The 22,842-nt window shown below is 72.5% G+C and carries 16 protein-coding genes; 13 read left to right on the top strand and 3 right to left on the bottom strand.

Annotated elements, in window-relative coordinates:
* Positions 1-20: 20 nt before the first annotated feature.
* The 5 genes from ACFYYJ_RS34725 (at position 21) to ACFYYJ_RS34705 (ending at position 5,147) form a co-directional block, all read left to right on the top strand.
* Complete coding sequence (locus tag ACFYYJ_RS34725; protein ID WP_385364885.1) at positions 21-254, top strand: hypothetical protein; 234 nt, start codon at positions 21-23, stop codon at positions 252-254.
* A gap of 7 nt (positions 255-261) precedes the next feature.
* On the top strand, positions 262-1,077 hold the full coding sequence (locus ACFYYJ_RS34720; protein ID WP_385132269.1) for a TlyA family RNA methyltransferase: 816 nt from the start codon (positions 262-264) through the stop codon (positions 1,075-1,077).
* Entirely contained in the window at positions 1,074-1,982 is a 909-nt protein-coding gene (locus tag ACFYYJ_RS34715) for an NAD kinase (RefSeq protein WP_384756510.1), read from the top strand. The genes ACFYYJ_RS34720 and ACFYYJ_RS34715 overlap by 4 nt, the downstream gene beginning before the upstream one ends.
* 108 nt (positions 1,983-2,090) lie before the next feature.
* The gene (gene recN / locus ACFYYJ_RS34710; protein WP_385132279.1) at positions 2,091-3,815 is read left to right on the top strand and encodes a DNA repair protein RecN; all 1,725 of its coding nucleotides are present in this window, start codon (positions 2,091-2,093) and stop codon (positions 3,813-3,815) included.
* Positions 3,816-4,034: 219 nt separating this feature from the next.
* A complete protein-coding gene (locus ACFYYJ_RS34705) occupies positions 4,035-5,147 on the top strand; it encodes a glycosyltransferase family 4 protein (RefSeq protein WP_385364883.1) in 1,113 nt (370 codons plus the stop codon).
* 485 nt (positions 5,148-5,632) lie between these two features.
* Here ACFYYJ_RS34705 and ACFYYJ_RS34700 read toward each other — a convergent pair whose 3' ends face one another.
* Positions 5,633-7,252, bottom strand: coding sequence for a PucR family transcriptional regulator (locus ACFYYJ_RS34700; RefSeq protein WP_385132263.1), 1,620 nt, complete (start codon positions 7,250-7,252; stop codon positions 5,633-5,635).
* A 183-nt stretch (positions 7,253-7,435) separates the two neighbouring features.
* Between ACFYYJ_RS34700 and ACFYYJ_RS34695 the strand changes: the two genes are divergently transcribed.
* Both ACFYYJ_RS34695 and ACFYYJ_RS34690 read left to right on the top strand, forming a co-directional pair.
* Positions 7,436-9,019, top strand: coding sequence for an APC family permease (locus tag ACFYYJ_RS34695; RefSeq protein WP_385132260.1), 1,584 nt, complete (start codon positions 7,436-7,438; stop codon positions 9,017-9,019).
* An 11-nt stretch (positions 9,020-9,030) separates the two neighbouring features.
* Positions 9,031-10,662: an FAD-dependent oxidoreductase gene (locus ACFYYJ_RS34690; protein WP_385132257.1), complete on the top strand. Its 1,632-nt coding sequence runs from the start codon at positions 9,031-9,033 to the stop codon at positions 10,660-10,662.
* Between the two features lie 16 nt (positions 10,663-10,678).
* Here the strand turns inward: ACFYYJ_RS34690 and ACFYYJ_RS34685 are convergent, their stop codons facing one another.
* Positions 10,679-12,061, bottom strand: a complete 1,383-nt coding sequence (locus tag ACFYYJ_RS34685) for an FAD-binding oxidoreductase (RefSeq protein WP_389138144.1) — start codon at positions 12,059-12,061, stop codon at positions 10,679-10,681.
* Between the two features lie 132 nt (positions 12,062-12,193).
* Positions 12,194-13,960 carry a glycoside hydrolase family 15 protein gene (locus tag ACFYYJ_RS34680; RefSeq protein ID WP_384757011.1) on the bottom strand — a complete coding sequence of 589 codons (1,767 nt, stop codon included), beginning with the start codon at positions 13,958-13,960 and terminating at the stop codon, positions 12,194-12,196.
* A 501-nt stretch (positions 13,961-14,461) separates the two neighbouring features.
* Between ACFYYJ_RS34680 and ACFYYJ_RS34675 the strand changes: the two genes are divergently transcribed.
* From ACFYYJ_RS34675 to ACFYYJ_RS34650, 6 genes are all read left to right on the top strand, one after another.
* Positions 14,462-16,114, top strand: a complete 1,653-nt coding sequence (locus tag ACFYYJ_RS34675; RefSeq protein ID WP_385132253.1) for a CTP synthase — start codon at positions 14,462-14,464, stop codon at positions 16,112-16,114.
* 82 nt (positions 16,115-16,196) lie between these two features.
* On the top strand, positions 16,197-16,829 hold the full coding sequence (locus ACFYYJ_RS34670; protein ID WP_389138142.1) for an NUDIX domain-containing protein: 633 nt from the start codon (positions 16,197-16,199) through the stop codon (positions 16,827-16,829).
* A gap of 453 nt (positions 16,830-17,282) precedes the next feature.
* Positions 17,283-19,259: a tetratricopeptide repeat protein gene (locus ACFYYJ_RS34665; protein ID WP_385132247.1), complete on the top strand. Its 1,977-nt coding sequence runs from the start codon at positions 17,283-17,285 to the stop codon at positions 19,257-19,259.
* Between the two features lie 152 nt (positions 19,260-19,411).
* A complete protein-coding gene (gene ald / locus ACFYYJ_RS34660) occupies positions 19,412-20,527 on the top strand; it encodes an alanine dehydrogenase (RefSeq protein ID WP_384593312.1) in 1,116 nt (371 codons plus the stop codon).
* 368 nt (positions 20,528-20,895) lie between these two features.
* Entirely contained in the window at positions 20,896-22,014 is a 1,119-nt protein-coding gene (locus ACFYYJ_RS34655) for a ParA family protein (protein ID WP_385366588.1), read from the top strand.
* On the top strand, positions 21,999-22,520 hold the full coding sequence (locus ACFYYJ_RS34650) for a hypothetical protein (protein WP_385132242.1): 522 nt from the start codon (positions 21,999-22,001) through the stop codon (positions 22,518-22,520). The genes ACFYYJ_RS34655 and ACFYYJ_RS34650 overlap by 16 nt, the downstream gene beginning before the upstream one ends.
* Positions 22,521-22,842 lie beyond the last annotated feature (322 nt).

Genomic DNA, 22,842 nt, shown 5'->3' with positions numbered 1-22,842 from the left:
CTTCGGGGTAGCGTCTGGGCATGGACGACGAAGAGGCCCCCGCGGAGGGCGGCGGGGTCGCACCGCTGGGGATCGTACGGACGCCCACCGGGCACGACGCCGTCGACGCGCACCTGGCGCGGCTGGCGGACGCGGACCACCTCGCGGCGGACGGGCACGTCGAGGTGTACGAGGATGTACACAGGGGACTGCGCCACGCGCTCGACGCGCTGGACGCACCACCCGTCCCCGTCCCTTACGAAAACAGGAGCTGAACCGAACGTGGCAGGAGTGGCGCGCCGCCGCCTGGACGCCGAACTGGTACGCCGCAGCATGGCCCGCTCGCGGGAGCACGCCGCGCAGCTGATCGCCGCGGGCCGGGTGACCGTCGGCGGCGCCACCGCGACCAAGGCGGCCACCCAGGTGGAGACCAGCGCGGCCTTGGTGGTGCTCAAGGACGACAGCGATCCGGACTACGTTTCGCGCGGCGGCCACAAGCTCGCGGGGGCACTGGCGGCCTTCCGGCCGCAGGGGCTTCTCGTGGAGGGGCGGCGGGCGCTGGACGCCGGAGCGTCGACCGGCGGCTTCACCGACGTGCTGCTGCGGGCGGGCGTCGCCCATGTGATGGCCGTCGACGTCGGCTACGGGCAGCTGGCGTGGTCGCTGCAGAGCGACGATCGGGTCACGGTCAAGGACCGGACGAACGTCCGTGAACTCACGGTGGAGCTGATCGACGGGATTCCGGTGGATCTCGTCGTCGGGGACCTGTCCTTCATTTCGATCGGACTGGTGCTGCCGGCGCTCGTGCGGTGCTGCGCGCCGGACGCGGACCTGGTGCTGATGGTGAAGCCGCAGTTCGAGGTGGGCAAGGAGCGCCTGGGCAGCGGCGGTGTGGTGCGGAGCCCGGAGCTGCGGGCCGAGGCCGTGCGGGACGTGGCGGCGCAGGCGTGGAAGCTGGGGCTCGGAGTGCTCGGCGTGACGGCGAGTCCGCTGCCCGGTCCGTCGGGCAACGTCGAGTACTTTCTGTGGCTGCGGGCGGGGGCACCTGCACTCGACCCGTCGGATGTCGACCGTGCAGTGGCGGAGGGGCCTCAGTGACAGATTCATCGGGGGAACGGACTGTATTCCTGCTCGCGCACACCGGGCGGCCCGCGGCCATCCGCAGTGCCGAGCTGGTCGTGAAGGGCCTGCTGCGGTGCGGGCTCGGTGTGCGGGTCTTCGCGCACGAGGCGGCGGACCTGCCGCTGCCGCCCGAGGTGGAGCCCGTGGAGGACTGCACGCCGGGCGTGCTCGACGGCTGTGAGCTGCTGATCGTGCTGGGCGGGGACGGGACCCTGCTGCGCGGCGCCGAGTTCGCGCGGGCCTCGGGCGTGCCGATGCTGGGCGTCAACCTGGGACGCGTCGGGTTCCTCGCCGAGGCCGAGCGCGACGACCTGGACAAGGTCGTCGAGCGGGTGGTGAGCCGCGACTACGAGGTCGAGGAACGGATGACCCTCGACGTGGTCGTCCGGACCAACGGCGACGTGGTCCACCGGGACTGGGCGCTGAACGAGGCCGCGGTCCAGAAGGTGTCGCCGGAGCGGATGCTGGAGGTGGTCCTGGAAATCGACGGGCGCCCGGTGACCGGGTTCGGCTGTGACGGGATCGTCTGCGCGACCCCGACGGGCTCGACGGCGTACGCCTTCTCCGCGGGCGGACCGGTGGTCTGGCCGGAGGTGGAGGCCCTGCTGATGGTGCCGATCAGCGCGCACGCGCTGTTCGCGAAGCCGCTGGTGACCTCGCCGACCTCGGTGCTCGCGGTCGAGGTGCAGACCGGCACCCCGCACGGCGTGCTGTGGTGCGACGGCCGCCGGATGCTGGAGCTGCCCGCCGGGGCCCGGGTGGAGGTCCGGCGCGGGGAAGTACCGGTGCGGCTCGCCCGGCTGCACCACGCGTCCTTCACGGACCGGCTCGTCGCGAAGTTCGCGCTGCCGGTGTCGGGTTGGCGCGGGGCGCCCCACTGACCCGCTCCGCACCATGTAGCTAATAGCACATCCGTTCGGAGAACTTGGGGCGGGTGACGTCACATGGCACCCGTGAAACCTCGGTATGGTCGTCCCGTGCTTGAGGAGATGCGGATACGGTCGCTCGGGGTCATCGACGACGCGGTGGTCGAGCTGTCGCCCGGTTTCACCGCGGTGACCGGCGAGACCGGCGCGGGCAAGACGATGGTCGTCACCAGCCTCGGGCTGCTGCTCGGCGGTCGCGCCGACCCGGCCCTCGTACGGATCGGGGCCAAGGCCGCCGTCGTCGAGGGCCGTATCGTCATGCGCCCGGACGCCCCCGCCGCCGTACGCGCCGAGGAGGCCGGGGCCGAGCTCGACGAGGGCGCCCTGCTGATCAGCCGGACCGTGTCCGCCGAGGGGCGCTCGCGCGCCCACGTCGGCGGCCGCTCGGTCCCCGTCGGCCTGCTCGGGGAGCTGGCCGACGACCTCGTCGCCGTACACGGGCAGACCGACCAGCAGGGGCTGCTGCGGCCCGCCCGGCAGCGCCAGGCCCTCGACCGGTACGCCGGTGACGCCGTCGCCGTCCCGCTGGAGAAGTACGGGTCCGCCTACCGGCGGCTGCGCGCGGTCGCCGTCGAGCTGGAGGAGATCACCACCCGGGCCCGGGAACGGGCCCAGGAGGCGGACCTCCTGCGCTTCGGGCTGGACGAGGTCGCGGCCGTGGAGCCGGTGGCCGGCGAGGACGCCGAGCTGGCAGCCGAGGCGGAGCGGCTCGGCCACGCCGAATCGCTGGCCTCGGCGGCGCAGATCGCGCACGGCGCGCTCGCGGGCAATCCGGAGGACCCGGAGGGCATCGACGCGAACACGCTCGTCGCGGGCGCCCACCGGGCACTGGAATCCGTACGCTCCCACGACCCGGCGCTCGGCGCGCTCGCCGAACGGATCGGGGAGCTGGGCATCCTGCTCGCCGACGTGGCCGGGGAGCTGGCGGGCTACGCCGACGACCTGGACGCCGATCCGCTGCGGCTGGCCGCGGTGGAGGAGCGGCGGGCGGCGCTGACCCAACTCACCCGCAAGTACGGCACCACGGGCGACGTGGACGGCGTACTGGAATGGGCCGAGAAGAGCGCCGCGCGGCTCCTGGAACTCGACGGCGACGACGAGCGGATCACGGAACTGACCGCCGAGCGGGACGGGCTGCGCTCCGAACTGTCGCTGCTCGCGCAGGCGTTGACGGACGCCCGGGTCGAGGCGGCCACCCGGTTCGCCTCGGCCGTGACGGCGGAGCTGGCCTCGCTGGCGATGCCGCACGCGCGCGTGACCATCGACATCCGGCAGGTGGAGGACCCCGAAGGAGTGGACGTCGACGGCCGTGCCGTCGCCTACGGTCCTTCGGGCACGGACGAGGTCGAGTTGTTGCTGGCCCCGCACCCCGGGGCCCAGCCACGGCCGATCGCCAAGGGCGCCTCGGGCGGTGAGCTGTCCCGCGTGATGCTGGCCGTGGAGGTCGTCTTCGCGGGCTCCGACCCGGTGCCGACGTACCTCTTCGACGAGGTCGACGCGGGAGTCGGCGGCAAGGCGGCGGTCGAGGTCGGCCGGCGCCTCGCGAAGCTCGCCAAGTCGGCCCAGGTCGTGGTCGTCACCCATCTGCCGCAGGTCGCGGCCTTCGCGGACCGGCAGTTGCTGGTGGAGAAGACCAACGACGGGTCCGTGACGAGGAGCGGTGTCAAGGTCCTGGAGGGCGAGGACCGGATCCGGGAGCTGTCGCGGATGCTGGCCGGTCACGAGGACTCGGTCTCGGCGCGGGCCCACGCTGAGGAACTCCTGGCAGCGGCGCGCGCGGACGTGTGACGTACGGCGGAGGGGCCCGGGGCGTGCGTACGCGCTCCGGGCCCTTCGCCGTGTCCGGGCGGGCGCCGGGGTGACGCGGGCTAGCCCGTGTGGGTGAGGCTCGGGGGTGTCCGGCGGTATCTCGTACGGGATCCGCACCCGTATGGGCCCGGAACGCGCGTGCGGACTGGCATTCTTGGCGAGTCTCTGACTCCTCCCCTCATCCTGGAGCCCCGGCCCGTGAGCAGCTCCCCGGTCTCCGTTTCCGTCCCGGCCCAGCCCTACGGGCGGCCACCGCTGCGTACCGTCCAGGTACTCGGCGGCGCCGCCGGCGCGGGCAGCAGCGCGCACGTGCGGTCCCTCGCGACGGGACTCGCCGCGCGCGGTGTCGGGGTCACGGTGTGCGCGCCCGTGCGGGCGGAGGGGGAGTACGACTTCACCGGCGCGGGAGTGGAGTTCGCGCCCGACGCGGTGAGCGTGCTGCGGGCGGCGTGCGCGGGGGCGGACGTGGTGCACGCGCACGGCGTACGGGCCGGAGCGCGCGCCCTGTTGGCCCTGCGTGGGCGCCGGGTGCCGCTGGTGGTGAGCTGGCACGGGGACGGCCCGGTGGCCGACGGGACGCTCGGGCGGCTGAGCCGGATGCTGGAACGGCACGTGGCCCGGGCGGCGGCGGTGGTACTGGGGCCGTCCTCCGATCAGGTGGACCTCGCGCGACGGCGGGGGGCGCGGGACGCGAGGCTGTCGCAGGTGGCGGTGGCGGCCGCCGCCGCGGTATCGGAACCGGGCAAGGTCAGAGCGGAACTGGGCGCGGTGGAGCGGCCGTTGCTCATCGCGGTCGGCAGCCTGGTGCCGCACCGGGGGTACTCCGTACTGCTCGACGCGGCGCGGGAGTGGCGGGCGCTGGACCCGGCGCCGCTGCTGGTGATCGCGGGGGAGGGCCCGCTGCGGGCCGAACTCGCCCGCCGGATCGAGGCGGAGGCCCTGCCGGTACGGCTGCTGGGCCGGCGCCGGGACGCCGCGCGGCTGTTGGCGGCGGCGGACGTGGCGGTGCTGCCGAGCCCGTGGGAGGCCCGGGCGCCGCTGGCGCAGGAGGCGCTGCGGGCCGGGGTGGCCCTGGTGGCCACGTCGGTCGGGGGAGTGCCGGAGCTGGTGGGGGAGGGGGCGGTGCTGGTGCCGCCGGGGGACGCGGGCGCCCTCGCCTCGGCCGTGACCGGCCTGCTGGCGGATCCGGAGCGCCGTGCCGTGCTGGCCGCCGCCGGGCTGGAGCAGGCGGCCTCCTGGCCGTCGGAGGACGACACGGTGGCGCAGGTCCTGTCGGTCTACGACGAACTGACGGAACGCGGCCGACGTTAGTCCCCGGGCGCGGCGCCGCTGCCGGGGCGCTGCCCCGGGGCCCCGCGCCTCAAGCGCCGGCGGGGCTGGATTCGGCCGACGTGGGCTGCCCGGTGCGGCTCAAGGATCGGGGTCCTGCCCCGTACCCCGCTCCTCAAACGCCGGAGGGGCTGGATTTGGCTGATACCGCCTGCCCGGTGCGGCTTCCGGAGCTGGGGCTGGACGATCCGGCCCCGCCGGCGTTCGAGGCGCGGGCGCGGAGCGCCGTGTAGTGGCCCGCGGGGCACGGGGGTCTGGGGCGGAGCCCCGGGGAACGGTGGAAGGGCGGGTAGGGGACGAGCCCCGCAGGGCCGCCCCCGCCAAGCCAGGCTCGCTCCCGCCGCCGGCCCACACACGGCAGCGCCCACGACCGTGGCGGGGCCCCGGCCAGGCACCGGCGGACGGAGTTCGCCGCAGCGGCGCGAAGCCGGTAAGGCCCGCCAGGGCCGCACCGTGCGAGCGACGCGTCAAGAAGGCGTGTGGCGGCGGGCGCGGAGGGCCAGGCTCAGGGAGAGGACCGTTTCCGGGTCGTCCAGGTCCGTGCCCAGGAGTTCCGAGATGCGGGCCAGCCGGTTGTACAGGGTCTGCCGGTTGAGGTGGAGCTCGCGGGCGGTCTCCGCCTTGCGGCCCGCGTGGGCCAGGTACGTCTCCAGCGTGGGGAGGAGGGGCGGGCGGGACGTGGTGTCGTGGGTGCGGAGGGGCCCGATCGCCCGGTCCACGAAGGCCGCCAGGTCGGGGTGTTCGCGCAGCCGCCACAGCAGCAGGTCGATGTCGAGGCGGCGCGCGTCGTACCAGGGCCGGGCCGGCAGGCCGTGCGCCGCGGTGGCGGTCTCCGCCGCGTGCCGCAGCCCCGCGGAGGCGGCCGCCCAGCCGCCCGCCACGCCCACGACCACGGCGGGCGGGGCGACGGCCCGCTCCAGCCCGGCCCGCTCCACCCCCGCCCGCAGCGCCGCCGCGACCCGGTCCGCCACCGCCGTGCGCTCCGATTCGGAACGGAGGGAGACCAGGAGGGGCACACGGCCTTCCACCGGGCGGACGCCCAACAGCACCGGAACGCCGACCGACGCCAGCTCCTCCAGGACCGCGCGTGCCAGCACCGCCCAGTTGCCGGACGGGCCGAGGTCCGAGCCCAGCCGCATGACGACCGGGAGCAGGGGGCCCGGGCCCGGTTTGAAGCCGAGGACGCGCGCCTGCGACGGGGCGTCCTCCGCGCTGATGCGGCCCTCGGCGAGGTCCGTCAGGAAGTCGCCCCGGCCGCGCGCCGCCAGCTCCTCCTCCTGGCGCGCCTGCATCAGGACCACGGCCAGCACGCCCGCCGTGCGCTCCGCCGCCATCCGGTGCACCGGCAGCAGCGGCGTCGTGACCCCGACCAGGACCACCCGGGCCCGCACCGAGCCCGTGCCGTGGCCGCCGCCCGGGACGTCGATCACCACCGTGTTCCCGGCCGGCTCGGCCTCGCGCTGGCCGCGCAGCCCCTCCCACACCTGGAGCGGGTCCGCGCCGGTGTCCGCCGCCCCGCTGCCGGCCGCGTACAGCAGTGAGCCGTCGGGGGTCTCCAGGAAGACCGGGTTGCCCGTGAAGTCGGCCAGGATCCGCAGCACCTGCGGAATGCCCCCACCGCCCAACAGGGCCTCGGTACATCGCCGGTGGACCTCCTCGGCGCGCTGGAGGAGGGCGTAGTGGTGGTTGACGATCTCGGTGTGGACCTCCTCCGTCACCGCCACGAACGGGACTTCCCGGTGGAGCTGGACGAGCGGCAGACCGGCGGTGCGGGCCGTTTCGACGATGGTCGCCGGGAGCCGGGTGAAGCGCGGGCCGAGCTCGACGACCAGCGCGGCGATGCCCCGGTCGGCGAGGCGGCGTACGAAGGCGCGCTGCTCGGCCGGCCGGGTGCCGAGGCCGAGACCCGTGGTGAGCAGCAACTCGCCGCCCTTGAGGAGGGAGGCGATGTTCGGTACCTCGCCCGCGTGCACCCAGCGGACGGTGCGCCCCAGGCGGTCGGCGCAGGCGACCACCTCCGGCAGCCCGCTGCGCAGCCCCGGCAGCTCAAGTGCCCGCTGAACTGTGATTCCGCCCTGGTCGTCCATATCGCGGACGCTACCGGGCCACGTGTTCCGGAGACATCACCTACCGGTTACAAAGCCCGATCTGCCCCTCTTCCGGACCGACAACTCGTCTGCTCCGCAAGGAGATTATCGGACCGCGTGCCGATTGTGGTCTGCGTCACTCGGGTGAAGAGTGGCGGCCTCCCGACACAGGAAGAGGACGCCATGAGCACAGGCACGACCAACGGGTCATCACAGACGCCCGCCGCTCCACAGGTCCAGCGACTCAAGGCGAACTCGGTCGGCCTCGTGGGCGTCGTCTTCATGGCCGTCGCCACGGCCGCCCCGATCACGGCCATGACGGGCAACCTGCCCATCGCCGTCGGCTTCGGCAACGGCACCGGAGCCCCCGCCGGATACCTCTTCGCCACCCTCGTACTGACCGTCTTCGCGGTCGGCTACGTGGCCATGGCCAAGCGGATCACCGCCGCGGGTGCCTTCTACGGATACATCTCCCACGGCCTCGGCCGGATCGCCGGCATGGCCTCCGGAATGCTCGCCGTCCTCGCCTACATCGTCTTCGAGGCCTCGATCGTCGGTGTCTTCTCGTACTTCGCGAAGACCACCGTCCACGACCAACTGGGCGTCGACCTGCCCTGGATCGTCTACGCGGCCGCCATGCTGGCCGTCACCGCCGCCCTCGCGCACTTCGACATCAACCTCACCGCCAAGGCCCTCGGCGTGATGCTCATCGCCGAGATCGCCGTGCTCTTCGCCGTGGCCACCGCCGTGCTGATCGCGGGCGGCGGACCGGAAGGGATCCCGCTCGAACCCGTCAACCCGAAGAACGCCTTCACCGGCACCTCCGCCGGCCTCGGCCTCTTCTTCGCCTTCTGGTCCTGGGTCGGCTTCGAGTCCACCGCCATGTACGGCGAGGAGTCCCGCGACCCCAAGCGGGTCATCCCCAAGGCCACCCTCGTCTCCGTCGTCGGCGTCGGCCTCTTCTACATCTACGTCTCCTGGATGACCATCGCGGGCAACGGCCTGGCCAAGTCCGTCGAGCTGTCCGCCTCCGCCAGCCCCCTCGACCTCTTCTTCGCACCCACCCAGACCTTCATCGGCGCCTGGGCCGTCGACGCCTTCCAGTGGCTGCTGCTCACCGGCTCCTTCGCCTGCGGCATGGCCTTCCACCAGTGCGCCGCCCGCTACCTCTACGCCATCGGCCGCGAGGGCTTCCTCTCGGCGAAGCTCGGCCACACCCACGCCAGGCACGGCTCCCCGTACATCGCCTCGGTCGTGCAGACCGCCATCGCCACCGCGCTCGTCGCCGGCTTCTGGCTCACCGGCCAGGACCCGTACCTGCACCTGTACACGCTGCTCGCGATCCTCGGCACGATGGCGATCCTCATCGTCCAGACGCTGTGTTCCTTCGCCGTCATCGGCTACTTCCGCAAGAACCACCCCGAGGACCGGCACTGGTTCAAGACCTTCACTGCCCCGCTGCTCGGCGGGATCGGGATGACCGCCGTCGTGGTCCTGCTCGTCCTCAACATGGAGACCGCGGCCGGCAGCGCCGCCGGATCGGTCTTCTTCAAACTGATCCCGTGGATCGTCGGCGCCGTCTTCCTCGGCGGCCTCGGCCTCGGCTTCTGGCTGAAGGCGAAGGCCCCCGCGCGCTACGAGATCATCGGCCGGATCGTCCTGGAGGACGCCGCCGAGCGGCCCGGTGACACGCAGGGTGCGCCGAGCCCGACCGTTCCGCCCGCACAGGGCGCCGTCCCGTCCGACCCCACCGCCGCGAACCGCTGAGGAGCCCCGCCATGGCCCGTACGCCGCTCATGCACTCCCTGCGCCGACTCGCCGCCGAGCACGCCACGGCCGCGCGCCTGGGCATGCCCGTCGCCGAGGTCCGCGGATCCACCCGCCGCGAACTCCTCGGCCGGGCCGCCGCCCTCGGCCTCGGCGCGACCCTCGCCGGCTCCGCCTCCGGGGTCGCCCACGCCGCCGAAGCCACCCCCGACAAGAAGCCCGTCGCCCCGGCCCGCGTCGCCGTCGTCGGCGCCGGCATCTCCGGCCTGACCGCCGCCCTCACCCTCAGGGACGCGGGCGTCGACTGCACCCTGTACGAGGCCAACCCGAGCCGCGTCGGCGGCCGGATGTGGACCCAGCGGAGCCACTGGGCGTACGGACAGACCTCCGAGATCGGCGGCGAGCTGATCGACACCAGCCACAAGAAGATCCTGGAGCTCTGCCGCCGCTTCGGCCTGACCGTCGAGGACTTCCTCGGCGGCGGCCCCAACGGGGCGGAGGAAGTGCTCCGGTTCAACGGCGAGTATTACTCCCGCACCCAGGCCGACGAGGACTTCAAGGCCGTCTACCAGGCCCTGCGCCGGGACCTCTCGGAATCCGGGGAGGTCTCCTGGAACAGCACCACGCCCACCGGCACCGCCCTCGACAACATGACCCTGTACGAGTGGATCGAGACCCGGGTCCCCGGCGGCCACGGCTCGCAGCTCGGACGCTTCATCGACGTGGCCTACAACGTCGAGTACGGGGCCGACACCGACCGACAGTCCGCGCTCGCCCTGGTCCTGCTGATGGGCTACCAGACCAACCCCGGCAACTTCAACGTCTGGGGCCTGTCCAATGAGCGCTACCACATCGTCGGCGGCAACGACCGGCTCCCGAACGCCATCGCGGCCGCCCTGCCCGCCGGGTCGATCGTGATGGGCCGCGAACTGGTCGCCGTCCGCGCCAACGCCGACGGCACCCAGACCCTGACCTTCGACGACTCCGGGGCCGTGCGCACCGTCGTCGCCGACCACACCGTCCTGTGCGTGCCGCTGCCGATCCTCCAGCGCGTCGACACCTCGCAGGCCGGCTTCGACCCGCTCATGCGCAACCTCTTGCGCGACGCGCGCATGGGCTACTGCACCAAGCTCAACATGCAGTTCACCGCCCGCCCCTGGCGCGGCACCGGCCCCTGGCCGGGCGTCTCCGCGGGCGACTGCTTCACCGACTCCGAGGTCCAGCAGACCTGGGACACCACCAAGGTGCAGCCCGGCACCGGCGGCATCCTCCTCCAGTACGGCGGCGGCACCCTCGCCGGGTCCCTCACCCCCGCGACCCCCTTCGCCACCGAGTCCGACCCCTACGTACGCGCCCTCGCCGACCGCATGCTCACCGGCATCGACGCCTTCTACCCGGGCACCAAGGCCGTCTGGACCGGCAAGGCCCAGCTCTCCGCCTGGCACCGCAACCCGTACTCGCTCGGCGCGTACTCGTACTGGCCCACCGGCTACCTGCACCGCTACGCCAAGTACGAGGGCACCGCGCAGGGCAACGTCCACATCGGCGGCGAGCACTGCAGCTACGACTTCCAGGGCTTCATGGAAGGCGGCGCCACCGAGGGCGAGCGGGCGGCGCGGGAGGTGATCGCCGCCCTGAGCTGACCCTCGGGCCCGAGCCTCAGGCGGGCTGGATGTTGTGGTTGAAGCGGAAGACGTTGTCCGGGTCGTACTGGCGCTTCAGCGCCGCCAGGCGCGCCACGTTCTTCTCGCCGAGGCCCGCGACCACCCGGTCCGAGCCCTCGTCGCCCGTGAAGTTCAGGTAGACCGCGCCGGTGCTCCACGGTCGGGCATCGGCGCGGACGTCCTTGACCCACTGCCGGCAGCGCTCGTCGTCGGCCTCGTCCTCCCAGACCCCGAAGGGGTGCACCGCCCAGGGTGCGTCGCGGAAGGGCAGCGGGTAGTCGCCCGGCGCCTGCGCGATCGCACCGCCCTGCGGCCAGACCACGTGCTGGGTGCCCGTCGGCACCGGCATCGAGTCGGCGCGGGCACAGAACACGTCCACGAACGCGTCGGGCACACCCGTCAGGTACTCCGCCGACCAGTAGTTCCGCATCCCCGGCGGGTCGTCGAGCATGCACTGCAGCTCGGCGTAGGGGATGTCCATGACCATCTCCACCTCGTGCGGGATCTCCAGCACCGGGGCGGCGAGCTCGCGCAGCCCCTCCACCGGACCCGTGTACGTCAGCAGCACGCCGCACAGCAGCAGCCCCACCAGGTGCGGCGGCACGAACTCCTCGGGCGGGCCGGTCAGGTAGATCACCCCGCCGCCCAGGTCGGACGGTCCCGCCTCGATGACGTCCCGGAACGCCCGGACCACCTCGGGCCCGCGCTCCGGCAGGAACAGCAAGAACGCGATCGACATCTGCGGCAGCTCGTGCAACCGCAGGGTCAGCGAGGTCGCGATGCCGAAGTTCCCGCCGCCGCCGTGCAGCCCCCAGAACAGCTCCGGGTGGTCCTCGGCGGTCGCGTGGACCAGCTCGCCGTCGGCGGTGACCAGCTCCGCGCCCAACAGGTTGTCGGCCGCCAGGCCGAACTTCCGGTCCAGCCAACCGGTGCCGCCGCCCAGTACGAAGCCGCCGACCCCCGTGGTGGAGACCCGGCCGCCCGTGGTCGCCAGCCCGAACGGCTCGCAGGCCCGGTCCAGGTGGCTCATCGTGGCCCCGCCGCCGACGTGCGCCGCCCGGGCCGCCGGATGGACCGTCACCTCGTGCATCCGGCGCAGGTCCGCGACCAGCCCGCCGTCGTTCAACGCCATGCCGGCCACGCTGTGCCCGCCGCCGCGCACCGCGATCTTCAGATCCAGGTCCCGGGCGAACCGCACGGCCGTCACGACGTCCGCCGCGCTCTCGCACTGGGCGATCACGGCGGGCCGGCGGTCGATCATGGCGTTGAAGACCGTACGGGCCTCGTCGTACCCCGGATCGTCCTGGGTGAACACGTCGCCGGACAGGTCCTCGCGGAGCGCGGTCAAGGCCGCCCCCGCCTTCGACAGGGGAGCCATGGCTGCCCCCTTCCTTCCCCGGAGGGCGGGCATGGGACCTTTCCAGCGTAGGCGGGGGCGATCACCCCGGCACGGCGAGAAACCCGCCGGCCCGGGCGCGGCGAACCCCCGGGCCGCGCCGGTGCGGCGTGTCTAGCCCCCGTACGCCCCGCTCGCCGTCAGGCGCAGCGCGGTGTCGATCAGCGGAACGTGGCTGAAGGCCTGCGGGAAGTTCCCCACCTGCCGCTGGAGCCGCGGGTCCCACTCCTCCGCCAGCAGACCCAGGTCGTTGCGGAGCGACAGCAGCTTCTCGAAGAGCCGGCGCGCCTCGTCCACCCGCCCGATCATCGCCAGGTCGTCGGCCATCCAGAACGAGCACGCCAGGAAGGCCCCTTCGTCGCCCTCCAGGCCGTCCACGCCGGCCTCCTCGCCCGCCGTCGGGTAGCGCAGGATGAAACCGTCGGGCGTCGACAGCTCGCGCTGGATCGCCTCGATGGTCCCGATCACCCGCTTGTCGTCCGGCGGCAGGAAGCCCATCTGCGGGATCAGCAGCAGCGAGGCGTCCAGCTCCTGCGAGCCGTACGACTGGGTGAAGGTGTTGCGCTCCTTGTCGTAGCCCTTCTCGCAGACGTCCTGGTGGATCTCGTCGCGGAGTTCGCGCCAGCGCTCCAGCGGGCCGTCCGCGTCCCCGCTCTCGATCAGCTTGATCGTGCGGTCCACGGCCACCCAGGCCATGACCTTCGAGTGCACGAAGTGGCGGCGCGGGCCGCGCACCTCCCAGATGCCCTCGTCAGGCTGGTCCCAGTGGGTCTCCAGGTAGCGGATCAGCTTCAGCTGGAGCAGCGAGGCGTAGTCGCTGCGCGCCAGGCCGGTCATGTGGCCCAGGTGCAGGGCCTCGGTGACCTCGCCGTACACGTCGAGCTGGAGCTGTCCGGCGGCGCCGTTGCCGACGCGGACCGGGCGCGAGTTCTCGTAGCCCGGCAGCCAGTCCAGCTCGGTCTCGCCGAGCTCCCGCTCGCCCGCGATCCCGTACATGATCTGCAGGTTCTCCGGGTCCCCGGCGACGGCGCGCAGCAGCCACTCGCGCCAGGCGCGGGCCTCCTCGCGGTAGCCGGTGCGCAGCAGCGAGGAGAGGGTGATGGCCGCGTCGCGCAGCCAGGTGTAGCGGTAGTCCCAGTTGCGGACGCCGCCGATCTCCTCCGGCAGGGAGGTGGTCGGCGCGGCCACGATGCCGCCCGTGGGGCCGTACGTGAGGGCCTTGAGCGTGATCAGGGAGCGGACCACCGCCTCCCGGTAGGGCCCGTGGTACGTGCACTGGTCGACCCAGTCGCGCCAGAACTCGACGGTCGACTCCAGCGCCGCCCCCGCGTCCGGGAGCTCCGGGGCGCCCTTGTGCGAGGGCTGCCAGCTGATGCTGAACGCCATCCGCTCGCCGGGCCGGACCGTGAAGTCGGAGTACGTCGTCAGGTCCTTGCCGTACGTCTGCGTGTCGGTGTCCAGCCAGACCGAGTCGGGGCCGGCGACGGCCACGGTGCGCCCGTCGACCTTGTGCACCCAGGGCACGACCCGCCCGTAGCTGAAACGCATGCGCAGCGCGGAGCGCATCGGGACGCGCCCGGTGACCCCCTCGACGATGCGGATCAGCTGGGGCGCGTGGTCCTCGCGGGGCGGCATGAAGTCGGTCACCCGGACCGTGCCGCGCGGCGTGTCCCACTCCGACTCCAGGACGAGCGATTCACCGCGGTAGCGGCGGCGTGTGGCCCGCGGGGCCTCGGCGCCGGCCGGTACGGCCGGGCCGATCCGCCAGAAGCCGTGATCCTCGGTGCCGAGAATGCTCGCGAACACGGCGTGGGAGTCGAAACGTGGCAGGCACAGCCAATCCACTGCCCCGTCCCGACAGACCAGCGCCGCGGTCTGCATGTCCCCGATCAGTGCGTAATCCTCGATGCGCCCGGACACGTTGCATCTCCAGTCGAACGGCCACGTCCGCCCCGAAGGGCGCTTGCATTGCGCGGTTGCGCGGTCTCCTGTGTGCAGGGATCCCCGCGTTGAGCCCATGATTCCGCATAGCGGCTCGGTTAGGCCGTCTGACGGACTGCTCGGCGGCGATGTTGTGCGATATCCGAGCAGGATATGACGGCACCCTAGTGATCCCCTTAAGCGGCCGAAGAATGGCGCTCGGCCAAACGGGTGAGCTGCGGAGATGTGCCCCGGCGTCTTCCCGGGGAGCGTCCCGACCGCGTGGCCGGAGGCGGACCGCCCACGGCGCTGATAGGCTGGTACCCCGTGGACCGGTGGTCTGCCTGTGCGAATCAGGAGCCCCGAAACCGCAGCTTCGGCGCCCCCTGAGACCCCTCCGGATCGACGGTGGCCGGCGCCGGACGCACCTCACCTCGCGACCACGGGAGCCCCCTCTTGGCGATGCCGCCCAAATCCATGACGACCAAGCACATCTTCGTCACCGGGGGTGTCGCTTCGTCCCTCGGCAAGGGCCTGACGGCCTCCAGCCTGGGTGCGCTGCTGAAGGCGCGCGGTCTTCGGGTCACGATGCAGAAGCTCGACCCGTACCTGAACGTCGACCCGGGCACGATGAACCCGTTCCAGCACGGCGAGGTGTTCGTCACCAACGACGGCGCCGAGACCGACCTGGACATCGGCCACTACGAGCGCTTCCTCGACGTCGACCTCGACGGCTCGGCCAACGTGACGACCGGCCAGGTCTACAACACGGTCATCGCCAAGGAGCGGCGCGGCGAGTACCTCGGTGACACCGTGCAGGTCATCCCGCACATCACCAACGAGATCAAGCACCGCATCCGCCGCATGGCGACCGAGGACGTCGACGTCGTCATCACCGAGGTCGGCGGCACCGTCGGCGACATCGAGTCGCTGCCGTTCCTGGAGACCGTCCGCCAGGTCCGCCACGAGGTCGGCCGCGACAACGTCTTCGTCGTGCACATCTCGCTGCTGCCCTACATCGGCCCCTCCGGCGAGCTGAAGACCAAGCCCACCCAGCACTCCGTCGCCGCCCTGCGCAACATCGGCATCCAGCCCGACGCCATCGTGCTGCGCGCCGACCGTGACGTCCCCACCTCCATCAAGCGCAAGATCTCGCTGATGTGCGACGTGGACGAGGCGGCCGTGGTCGCGGCGATCGACGCCAAGTCGATCTACGACATCCCGAAGGTCCTGCACACCGAGGGCCTGGACGCCTACGTCGTGCGCAAGCTCGACCTGCCCTTCCGCGACGTCGACTGGACGGTGTGGGAGGACCTGCTGGACCGGGTCCACAACCCCGACCACGAGGTCAAGGTCGCGCTCGTCGGCAAGTACATCGACCTGCCCGACGCCTACCTGTCGGTGACCGAGGCGCTGCGCGCCGGCGGCTTCGCCAACAAGGCCCGCGTCCAGATCAAGTGGGTCACCTCCGACGACTGCAAGACCCCGGCGGGCGCCGCCGCGGTCCTCGGCGACGTGGACGCGATCTGCGTGCCCGGCGGCTTCGGCGACCGCGGTGTCAACGGCAAGGTGGGCGCGATCACCTACGCCCGCGAGAACAAGATCCCGCTGCTCGGCCTGTGCCTGGGTCTGCAGTGCGTGGTCATCGAGGCGGCGCGGAACCTGGCGGGCATCGAGGACGCGAACTCCACCGAGTTCGACGCCTCCACCGCCAACCCGGTCATCTCGACCATGGAGGAGCAGCTGGCCTTCGTCGAGGGCGCGGGCGACCTGGGCGGCACCATGCGCCTGGGCATGTACCCGGCGAAGCTCGCCGAGGGCTCCATCGTGCGCGAGGTCTACGGCGACCAGGCGTACGTGGACGAGCGCCACCGTCACCGCTACGAGGTGAACAACGCCTACCGCGGCGAGCTGGAGAAGAAGGCGGGCATCGTCTTCTCCGGTACCTCCCCGGACAACAAGCTCGTCGAGTACGTCGAGTACCCGCGCGAGGTGCACCCCTACCTGGTGGCCACCCAGGCCCACCCGGAGCTGCGCTCGCGCCCGACCCGCCCCCACCCGCTGTTCGCGGGCCTGGTCAAGGCGGCCGTGGAGCGCCAGCAGTCGGCGAAGTAGGCCTGCCGACCGCATAACGTAGACAGCCGGGGTACGGATCTTCCGTACCCCGGCTGTCGCGCGTTGTGGAGGGCTGCGGGGAATGAAGATCAAGGACACGGCGGAATCCTGGGAGACGCTGTCGACTCGGCGGCCGTTCCAGGGGGCCAAGACGGCGGTCGACTCCGACGAGGTGCGGATGCCGGACGGCTCGGTGGCCTGCCGCGACTACCAGGTGCACCCCGGATCGGTCTGCGTGCTCGCCCTCGACGAGGACGGGCGCGTCCTCGTCCTGAGCCAGTACCGGCACCCGGTGCGGCGGCGGCTGTGGGAGCTGCCGGCCGGGCTGCTCGACGTACAGGGGGAGAACCCGCTGCACGGGGCGCAGCGCGAGCTCCACGAGGAAGCCCACGTCAAGGCGGGGGACTGGCGGGTGCTCGCCGACTTCTACGCCTCCCCGGGCGGCTCCGACGAGGCCATCCGCATCTTCCTGGCGCGGGACGTCTCCGAGGCGGAGGGGGAGCGGTACGCGGAGACCGGGTCGGAGGAGGCCGACATGGAGGTGACCTGGGTCCCCCTGGCCGACCTGGTCCGGGGCGTGCTGGCGGGCGAGCTGGGCAATCCGGGGCTGGTGACGGGCGTCCTGGCCCTCTCCGCCGCGCTCGCCGCCGGAAGCGGCCTGGACACCCTCCGTCCTGCGGACGCCCCCTGGCCGGCCCGCCCGTACGAGGCGTAGCCCGGGGGACCGTCTGAGGCGCCGCTGCCCCGAGCCCCCCGGTCCTCAAACGCCGGACGGGCTGATTTGCCTCCGGCGGCGCCTCAAACGCCGGCGAGGCTGGAATTGCCCCTGCCGTCCGCCGGGTGTGGCATTTGCAGCCCGTCCGGCGTTTGAGGACCGGGGTCCGGGGCGGAGCCCCGGGGAACGGTGGAAGGGCGGGTAGGGGACCCGGCCCGCGCAGCGGCACCCGTCGGCCGCCGATCCGCGGCGCCGGGCCGTCGGCCCGCGGCGCCCGCCGCGCGGCGCCCGCGTCGGCCTGCGCCGCGCGCAGCGCGAGGGGTCGGTGCGCGAAAAGAAGAACATCGGCTGATCCGATCAGGGGATATACCCGCCGCGCTCCACACGAGTCGTCGCTCTGCGTGAACTACGCTCGTGATCCCCGAAGCCAGGGGCAGGGAGAGGAGCGGATCCGTGGCGGATTTCGTCGGGCGGCGGCGCGAGCTCAAGGAGCTGCGCGAGGACATCGCACGGACCGGGCTCGACACCCTCTCCGGCCGTAAGGCGAAGGCACCCCGAGCCCGGGTGCTGCTCATCGCCGGGCGCCCCGGATCCGGGCGGACCGCGCTCGCCGAGGCGTTCGTGCGCGAGGTGGCGGAGGAGTACCCCGACGGGGTCCTGCGGACCCGGCTCACCGCACCCGGGGGCGAGACCGTGGCCACCGAGCGGGCCGTACGCGGCCTGCTGGAGGCGCTGGGCCGGCGCACTCCCCCCGGCGCCGGTGAGGACGAGCTCAGCTCGGCCCTGCGCACCGCACTCGACGGCCGCCGCGCGATCATCCTGGTCGACGACGCCGCCGACCCGCACCAGGTCGACGCCCTGCTCCCGGACACCCCCGAGTGCCTCGTCGTCGTCACCGCGGAGGGGCCGCTCACCGGCATCCCCGACGTACGGCCCTGCACCCTCGGCGGGCTCGACACGCCCTCCGCCGTGCGGATGCTCGTGCACCGCATCGGCGACACCCGGGTCACCGCCGACCCCCGCGCCGCCGAATCCCTCGCCGAGGAGTGCGGGGGCCAGCCCGCCGCGCTCGTCCTCGTCGGAGGCTGGCTCGCCGCGCACCCCAAGGCCTCCGTCGCCGACGTGGCCAAGCAGCTCCACGACATGCCGGCCGGCACGGGCGGTCCGCTCGCCCGGTGCTTCCGCCTGGTCTACGAGACCCTGCCGCAGCCCGCCCAGCGCACCCTGCGGCTGCTGCCGCTGGCCCCCGCCGGGATCGTCGACTCGCACACCGCCTCCGCCCTCGCCGGATGCTCCGTCGCCGCGGCCCAGTCGACGCTCGACGACTTCGCCGCGCTGGGCCTCGTACACCCCGCCCACGACGGACTGTTCCTCCTGCCCGGCTCCCTCGCGCCGCTGCTCCAGGCCCTGCTGGAGGGCAAGGAGCGCCCGGCGGAGGTCCAGCTCGCCCGGGCCCGGATGCTGGAGCGGACCGTACGGCTGCTGCACTCCTGCCGGGCCATGGCCGCATCCGGCGAGGCCGGAATGGACGACGGGCTGCGGGAGGTGCTGGAAGGGCTGCCCCGCGCGCTGCGCTTCCCCGACCGGCGGGCCGCCGCCACCTGGCTGGACACCCGGCTGCCCGCGCTGTCGGCCGCCGCCTCCCTGGCGGTGGCCGACGGGGAGCTGGACACCCTGGCCCGGCGGCTGGTCGCGGGCCTCGTACGGGCGCTCGCGGAGCACCGCGGGACCGCCGAGGCCGCTCCCGAGCTGTACGGGCTGCACCGCCTGGTCCTGGACGTGGCGGAGCGCCGCAAGCTGCACCGGGAGCAGGCCGCCGCCCTGCTGAACCTGGCCGACCTGGACGCCGAGACCGGCCGGACCCGGGAGGCATTGGAGCGCTACCGGGCCGCCCTGGACGCCGGAAAGGCGGCGAACGACCCGTACGCGACCGGCCGCGCGATGGAATCCGTAGGCGGTGCCTATCAGGAGCTGGCGGACTGGCACCGGGCCTCCGACTGGTTCGGCCGGGCCCTGTCCCAGGCCCTCGCGCGCGGGGAGCGGGCGGACGAGGCGCGGCTGTACGGGCGGCTCGGGAACGTGCACACCTACGCGGGCCGCTACGGGGAGGCCCTGCGCAGCTGGCGGGCGGCCGCGGCCGGCTACCGGAAGCTGGCCGATGTGCCCGGCCAGGCAAAGGCGTTGAGCGAGATGGCACGGGTCCAGGAGTACGCCGGCCGGCCCGAGGAATCGCTGCACACCTGCCGCGAGGCGGTGGAGCTGGCGCGCCGCGCCGGTGACCAGCGACTCCAGGCCGCGCTGCAGGTCCGACTGGCCGACACGCTGGACAGGCTGGGCGACCCGGCAGCTGCAAGGCTGCACCGCTCCGCAGCCGACAGATTGCTGGGTGACGACCCCGCAGCCTGCGAAATCCGCAGTGGATCCGACTGAGATTATTTGTTTGCAAGGCTAGACACGCGACAATCCTTCAATAAACTGGGTTCACCACGTCATCCGTGGTGCATCCCGTTGCGCGTTCTTGTGGGCGGGTATGTATGGAAGTGCCCCGTTCAATCCCCCTGAGTCAAGGACCGTGATCGACGATGAAGGTCGGCATCCCCCGCGAGGTCAAGAACAACGAGTTCCGCGTGGCCATCACCCCCGCCGGTGTCCACGAGCTCGTCCGTAACGGCCACCAGGTCTTCATCGAGCAGAACGCCGGTGTCGGCTCCTCGATCACCGACGCCGAGTACGTCGCCGCCGGCGCCGAGATCCTCGGTACCGCCGACGAGGTCTGGGCCACCGCCGACCTGCTGCTGAAGGTCAAGGAGCCCATCGCGGAGGAGTACCACCGCCTCCGCAAGGACCAGACCCTCTTCACCTACCTGCACCTGGCGGCCTCCCGCGAGTGCACGGACGCCCTGCTGGAGTCCGGCACCACCGCCATCGCGTACGAGACGGTGGAGACGGCCAACCGCGCCCTCCCGCTGCTCGCCCCGATGTCCGAGGTCGCGGGCCGCCTGGCCCCGCAGGTCGGCGCCTACCACCTGATGCGCTCGGTCGGCGGCCGCGGCGTCCTGCCCGGCGGCGTGCCCGGCACCCACGCCGGCGAGTGCGTGGTCATCGGCGGCGGCGTCTCCGGCTGGAACGCCGTGCAGATCGCCGTCGGCATGGGCTTCCACGTGACCCTGCTCGACCGTGACATCAACAAGCTCCGCGAGGCCGACAAGATCTTCGGTACGAAGATCAAGACGATCGTCTCCAACGCCTTCGAGCTGGAGAAGGCCGTCGTCGAGGCCGACCTCGTCATCGGCGCCGTGCTGATCCCGGGTGCGAAGGCCCCGAAGCTGGTCACCAACGAGCTCGTCGCCAAGATGAAGCCCGGAAGTGTCCTTGTCGACATTGCGATCGACCAGGGCGGCTGCTTCGAGGACTCCCGCGCGACCACCCACGCCGAGCCGACCTTCCAGGTCCACAACTCGGTCTTCTACTGCGTCGCCAACATGCCGGGCGCGGTGCCGAACACCTCCACCTACGCGCTGACCAACGCCACGCTGCCCTACATCGTGCAGCTCGCGAACCTCGGCTGGGTCGAGGCGCTGCGTCGCGACCCGGCGCTCGCCCTGGGTCTCAACACCCATGACGGGCAGGTCGTTTACCGCGAGGTCGCCGAGGCCCACGGTCTCGAGACCCTTGAGCTGAGCACGCTGCTCGGCTGAGCCGTCAACGACTGACGTCAATCTCACGTATCCGGCCGGACCTTGCCCGCAAGGTCCGGCCGGACGCGTTTGCGAGGAACCCGTGAACCCGGCTCAACTCGCCTCGAACGTAACCCTTTAACCCTTTCGCACACCCGCGAAACTTCGCGGCGAGAGTCCGTGCGCCCTTGACAGAGTGTTGTTCGGTTGCCGACACATCGTGCCGGGTCCGACGGATTGTGTTGCCGCTGGGCGGTGACACGCCATAGAGTCGCCAACCGTCGGCATGGTGCCACGCTGACCTATCGATAAGTGTCCTGGTCACGTCCGAGGAGGTAAGACGACTTGTGAATGAGTCGACATTTGCTCCTGGGGGTGGTCGAGCGGGTATGCCCGCGCGGGGCGAAAGCCCTGCCGGGCTCGAGGCTGTCGGCTCCGTCGCAGTACGCACCTTCGCAAACCACCAGCACCTGACGACGCCCCAAAAGAGCATGGACGGCCTAGACGTGAACTCCCCGGCCGGCGACCACGGTGGCGATACGCCCATTGGTCTCGCCGACTACGACCAGGTGCCCGAGGGGCACTTCTACGACCCCGACGCGGAGTACGAACCGGACCCCGAGTACGCGGCCACCCTCGCCCCCGACGCTGCCCGCCAGCGCCGTGAGCGGATCGGCCCGACCGGACGCCCGCTGCCGTACTTCCCGATCCCGGGTCCGCTGACCGACCACGGTCCGGCGAAGATCATCGCGATGTGCAACCAGAAGGGCGGCGTGGGCAAGACCACGTCGACCATCAACCTGGGTGCGGCGCTCGCCGAGTACGGACGCCGTGTGCTGCTGGTCGACTTCGACCCGCAGGGCGCGCTGTCGGTGGGCCTCGGCGTGAACCCGATGGAACTCGACCTGACGGTCTACAACCTGCTCATGGAGCGGGGCATGTCGGCCGACGAGGTTCTGCTCAAGACGGCGGTCCCCAACATGGACCTGCTGCCGAGCAACATCGACCTGTCCGCTGCGGAAGTGCAGTTGGTCAGCGAGGTCGCGCGCGAGTCGACCCTCCAGCGGGCCCTGAAGCCCCTGATGGCCGACTACGACTACATCGTGATCGACTGTCAGCCCTCGCTCGGTCTGCTGACCGTGAACGCCCTGACGGCGGCTCACAAGGTCATCGTCCCGCTGGAGTGCGAGTTCTTCGCGCTGCGCGGTGTGGCGCTGCTGACCGAGACCATCGAGAAGGTGCAGGAGCGGCTCAACCCGGAGCTGGAGCTCGACGGCATCCTCGCCACGATGTACGACTCCCGTACGGTGCACAGCCGCGAGGTGCTGGCGCGCGTGGTCGAGGCCTTCGACGACCACGTCTACCACACGGTCATCGGCCGGACGGTGCGCTTCCCGGAGACCACGGTCGCCGGCGAGCCGATCACCACGTACGCCTCCAACTCCGTCGGCGCCGCCGCCTATCGCCAGCTGGCCAGGGAGGTGCTCGCCCGGTGTCACGCCGAGTGAGTCTGCCCGGAGCCGACGAACTGTTCCGCACGACAGGGGGGATGGCCCTCCAGTCGTCCTCGCCGAGGCGAGGGGCCGACGAGTCGTCGGGAGCGGCGGGCGAACACTCGGCCGCTTCGGCGGAGGGCGGCTCGTCGGGGGAGGGCCGCAGCCGGGAGGCTGAGGCCGGTACGGAGCCCGTCGTGGGCGCACCGCGACGGTCGCAGGAAGGTTCTGTCAGCGGGGCCGGCCCCGCGGGGGCCACGACCGCGGGCCGTGGCAAGGGCCAGGGCCGGGGCGCGAACCGGCGGCCCAGCGGGCGGGAGCGGCACGACGAGAAGATCACGGTCTACGTCTCCGCCGAGGAGCTGATGGACCTGGAGCACGCCCGTCTGGTGCTCCGCGGGGAGCACGGTCTGGCGGTGGACCGCGGGCGCATCGTCCGCGAGGCTGTCGCCGTGGTCCTGGCGGACCTCGAATCCCGTGGCGACGCCAGCATCCTGGTCCGCCGCCTCCGGGGCCGCTGACCGGCCTGCGGCCCGCTCGCCCGGCTTTCCGGGCTCCGGCCCGCGGGTCGGCCTGCGGCCACTCCGAATGTTCCCGGGCTCCGGCCCACCGGAAGGCCCGGCACCCCTGAGGTGCCGGGCCTTCCGGCCGTCCCGGGTCCCGCGGTCCCTCCGGCGGGCACGAACCAGCCCCTCCGGAGCGGGGTCTGGGGCGGAGCCCCGGGAGACCCGGCTCCGCCGGGCACCGGGCTCCGCCGGGCACCGGGCTCCGCCGGGCACCGGGCTCCGCCGGGCACCGGGCTCCGCCGGGCACCGGGCTCCGCCGGGCACCGGGCTCCGCCGG

This window comes from Streptomyces sp. NPDC002467 (assembly GCF_042889825.1).
Lineage (GTDB): Bacteria > Actinomycetota > Actinomycetes > Streptomycetales > Streptomycetaceae > Streptomyces.
Note: the sequence above shows the minus strand (reverse complement) of the source record. Positions and strands in the feature narration are given on the sequence as shown.

What these genes read in the sequence shown, in the direction of transcription:
- ACFYYJ_RS34675 (WP_385132253.1), top strand. Translation starts at nt 14,462, where the DNA reads ATGCCGCCCAAATCCATGACGACCAAGCACATCTTCGTCACCGGGGGT.
- ACFYYJ_RS34725 (WP_385364885.1), top strand. Translation starts at nt 21, where the DNA reads ATGGACGACGAAGAGGCCCCCGCGGAGGGCGGCGGGGTCGCACCGCTG.
- ald (WP_384593312.1), top strand. Translation starts at nt 19,412, where the DNA reads ATGAAGGTCGGCATCCCCCGCGAGGTCAAGAACAACGAGTTCCGCGTG.
- ACFYYJ_RS34695 (WP_385132260.1), top strand. Translation starts at nt 7,436, where the DNA reads ATGAGCACAGGCACGACCAACGGGTCATCACAGACGCCCGCCGCTCCA.
- ACFYYJ_RS34685 (WP_389138144.1), bottom strand. Translation starts at nt 12,061, where the DNA reads ATGGCTCCCCTGTCGAAGGCGGGGGCGGCCTTGACCGCGCTCCGCGAG.
- recN (WP_385132279.1), top strand. Translation starts at nt 2,091, where the DNA reads ATGCGGATACGGTCGCTCGGGGTCATCGACGACGCGGTGGTCGAGCTG.
- ACFYYJ_RS34680 (WP_384757011.1), bottom strand. Translation starts at nt 13,960, where the DNA reads ATGCAGACCGCGGCGCTGGTCTGTCGGGACGGGGCAGTGGATTGGCTG.
- ACFYYJ_RS34670 (WP_389138142.1), top strand. Translation starts at nt 16,197, where the DNA reads ATGAAGATCAAGGACACGGCGGAATCCTGGGAGACGCTGTCGACTCGG.
- ACFYYJ_RS34700 (WP_385132263.1), bottom strand. Translation starts at nt 7,252, where the DNA reads ATGGACGACCAGGGCGGAATCACAGTTCAGCGGGCACTTGAGCTGCCG.
- ACFYYJ_RS34655 (WP_385366588.1), top strand. Translation starts at nt 20,896, where the DNA reads ATGCCCGCGCGGGGCGAAAGCCCTGCCGGGCTCGAGGCTGTCGGCTCC.
- ACFYYJ_RS34690 (WP_385132257.1), top strand. Translation starts at nt 9,031, where the DNA reads ATGGCCCGTACGCCGCTCATGCACTCCCTGCGCCGACTCGCCGCCGAG.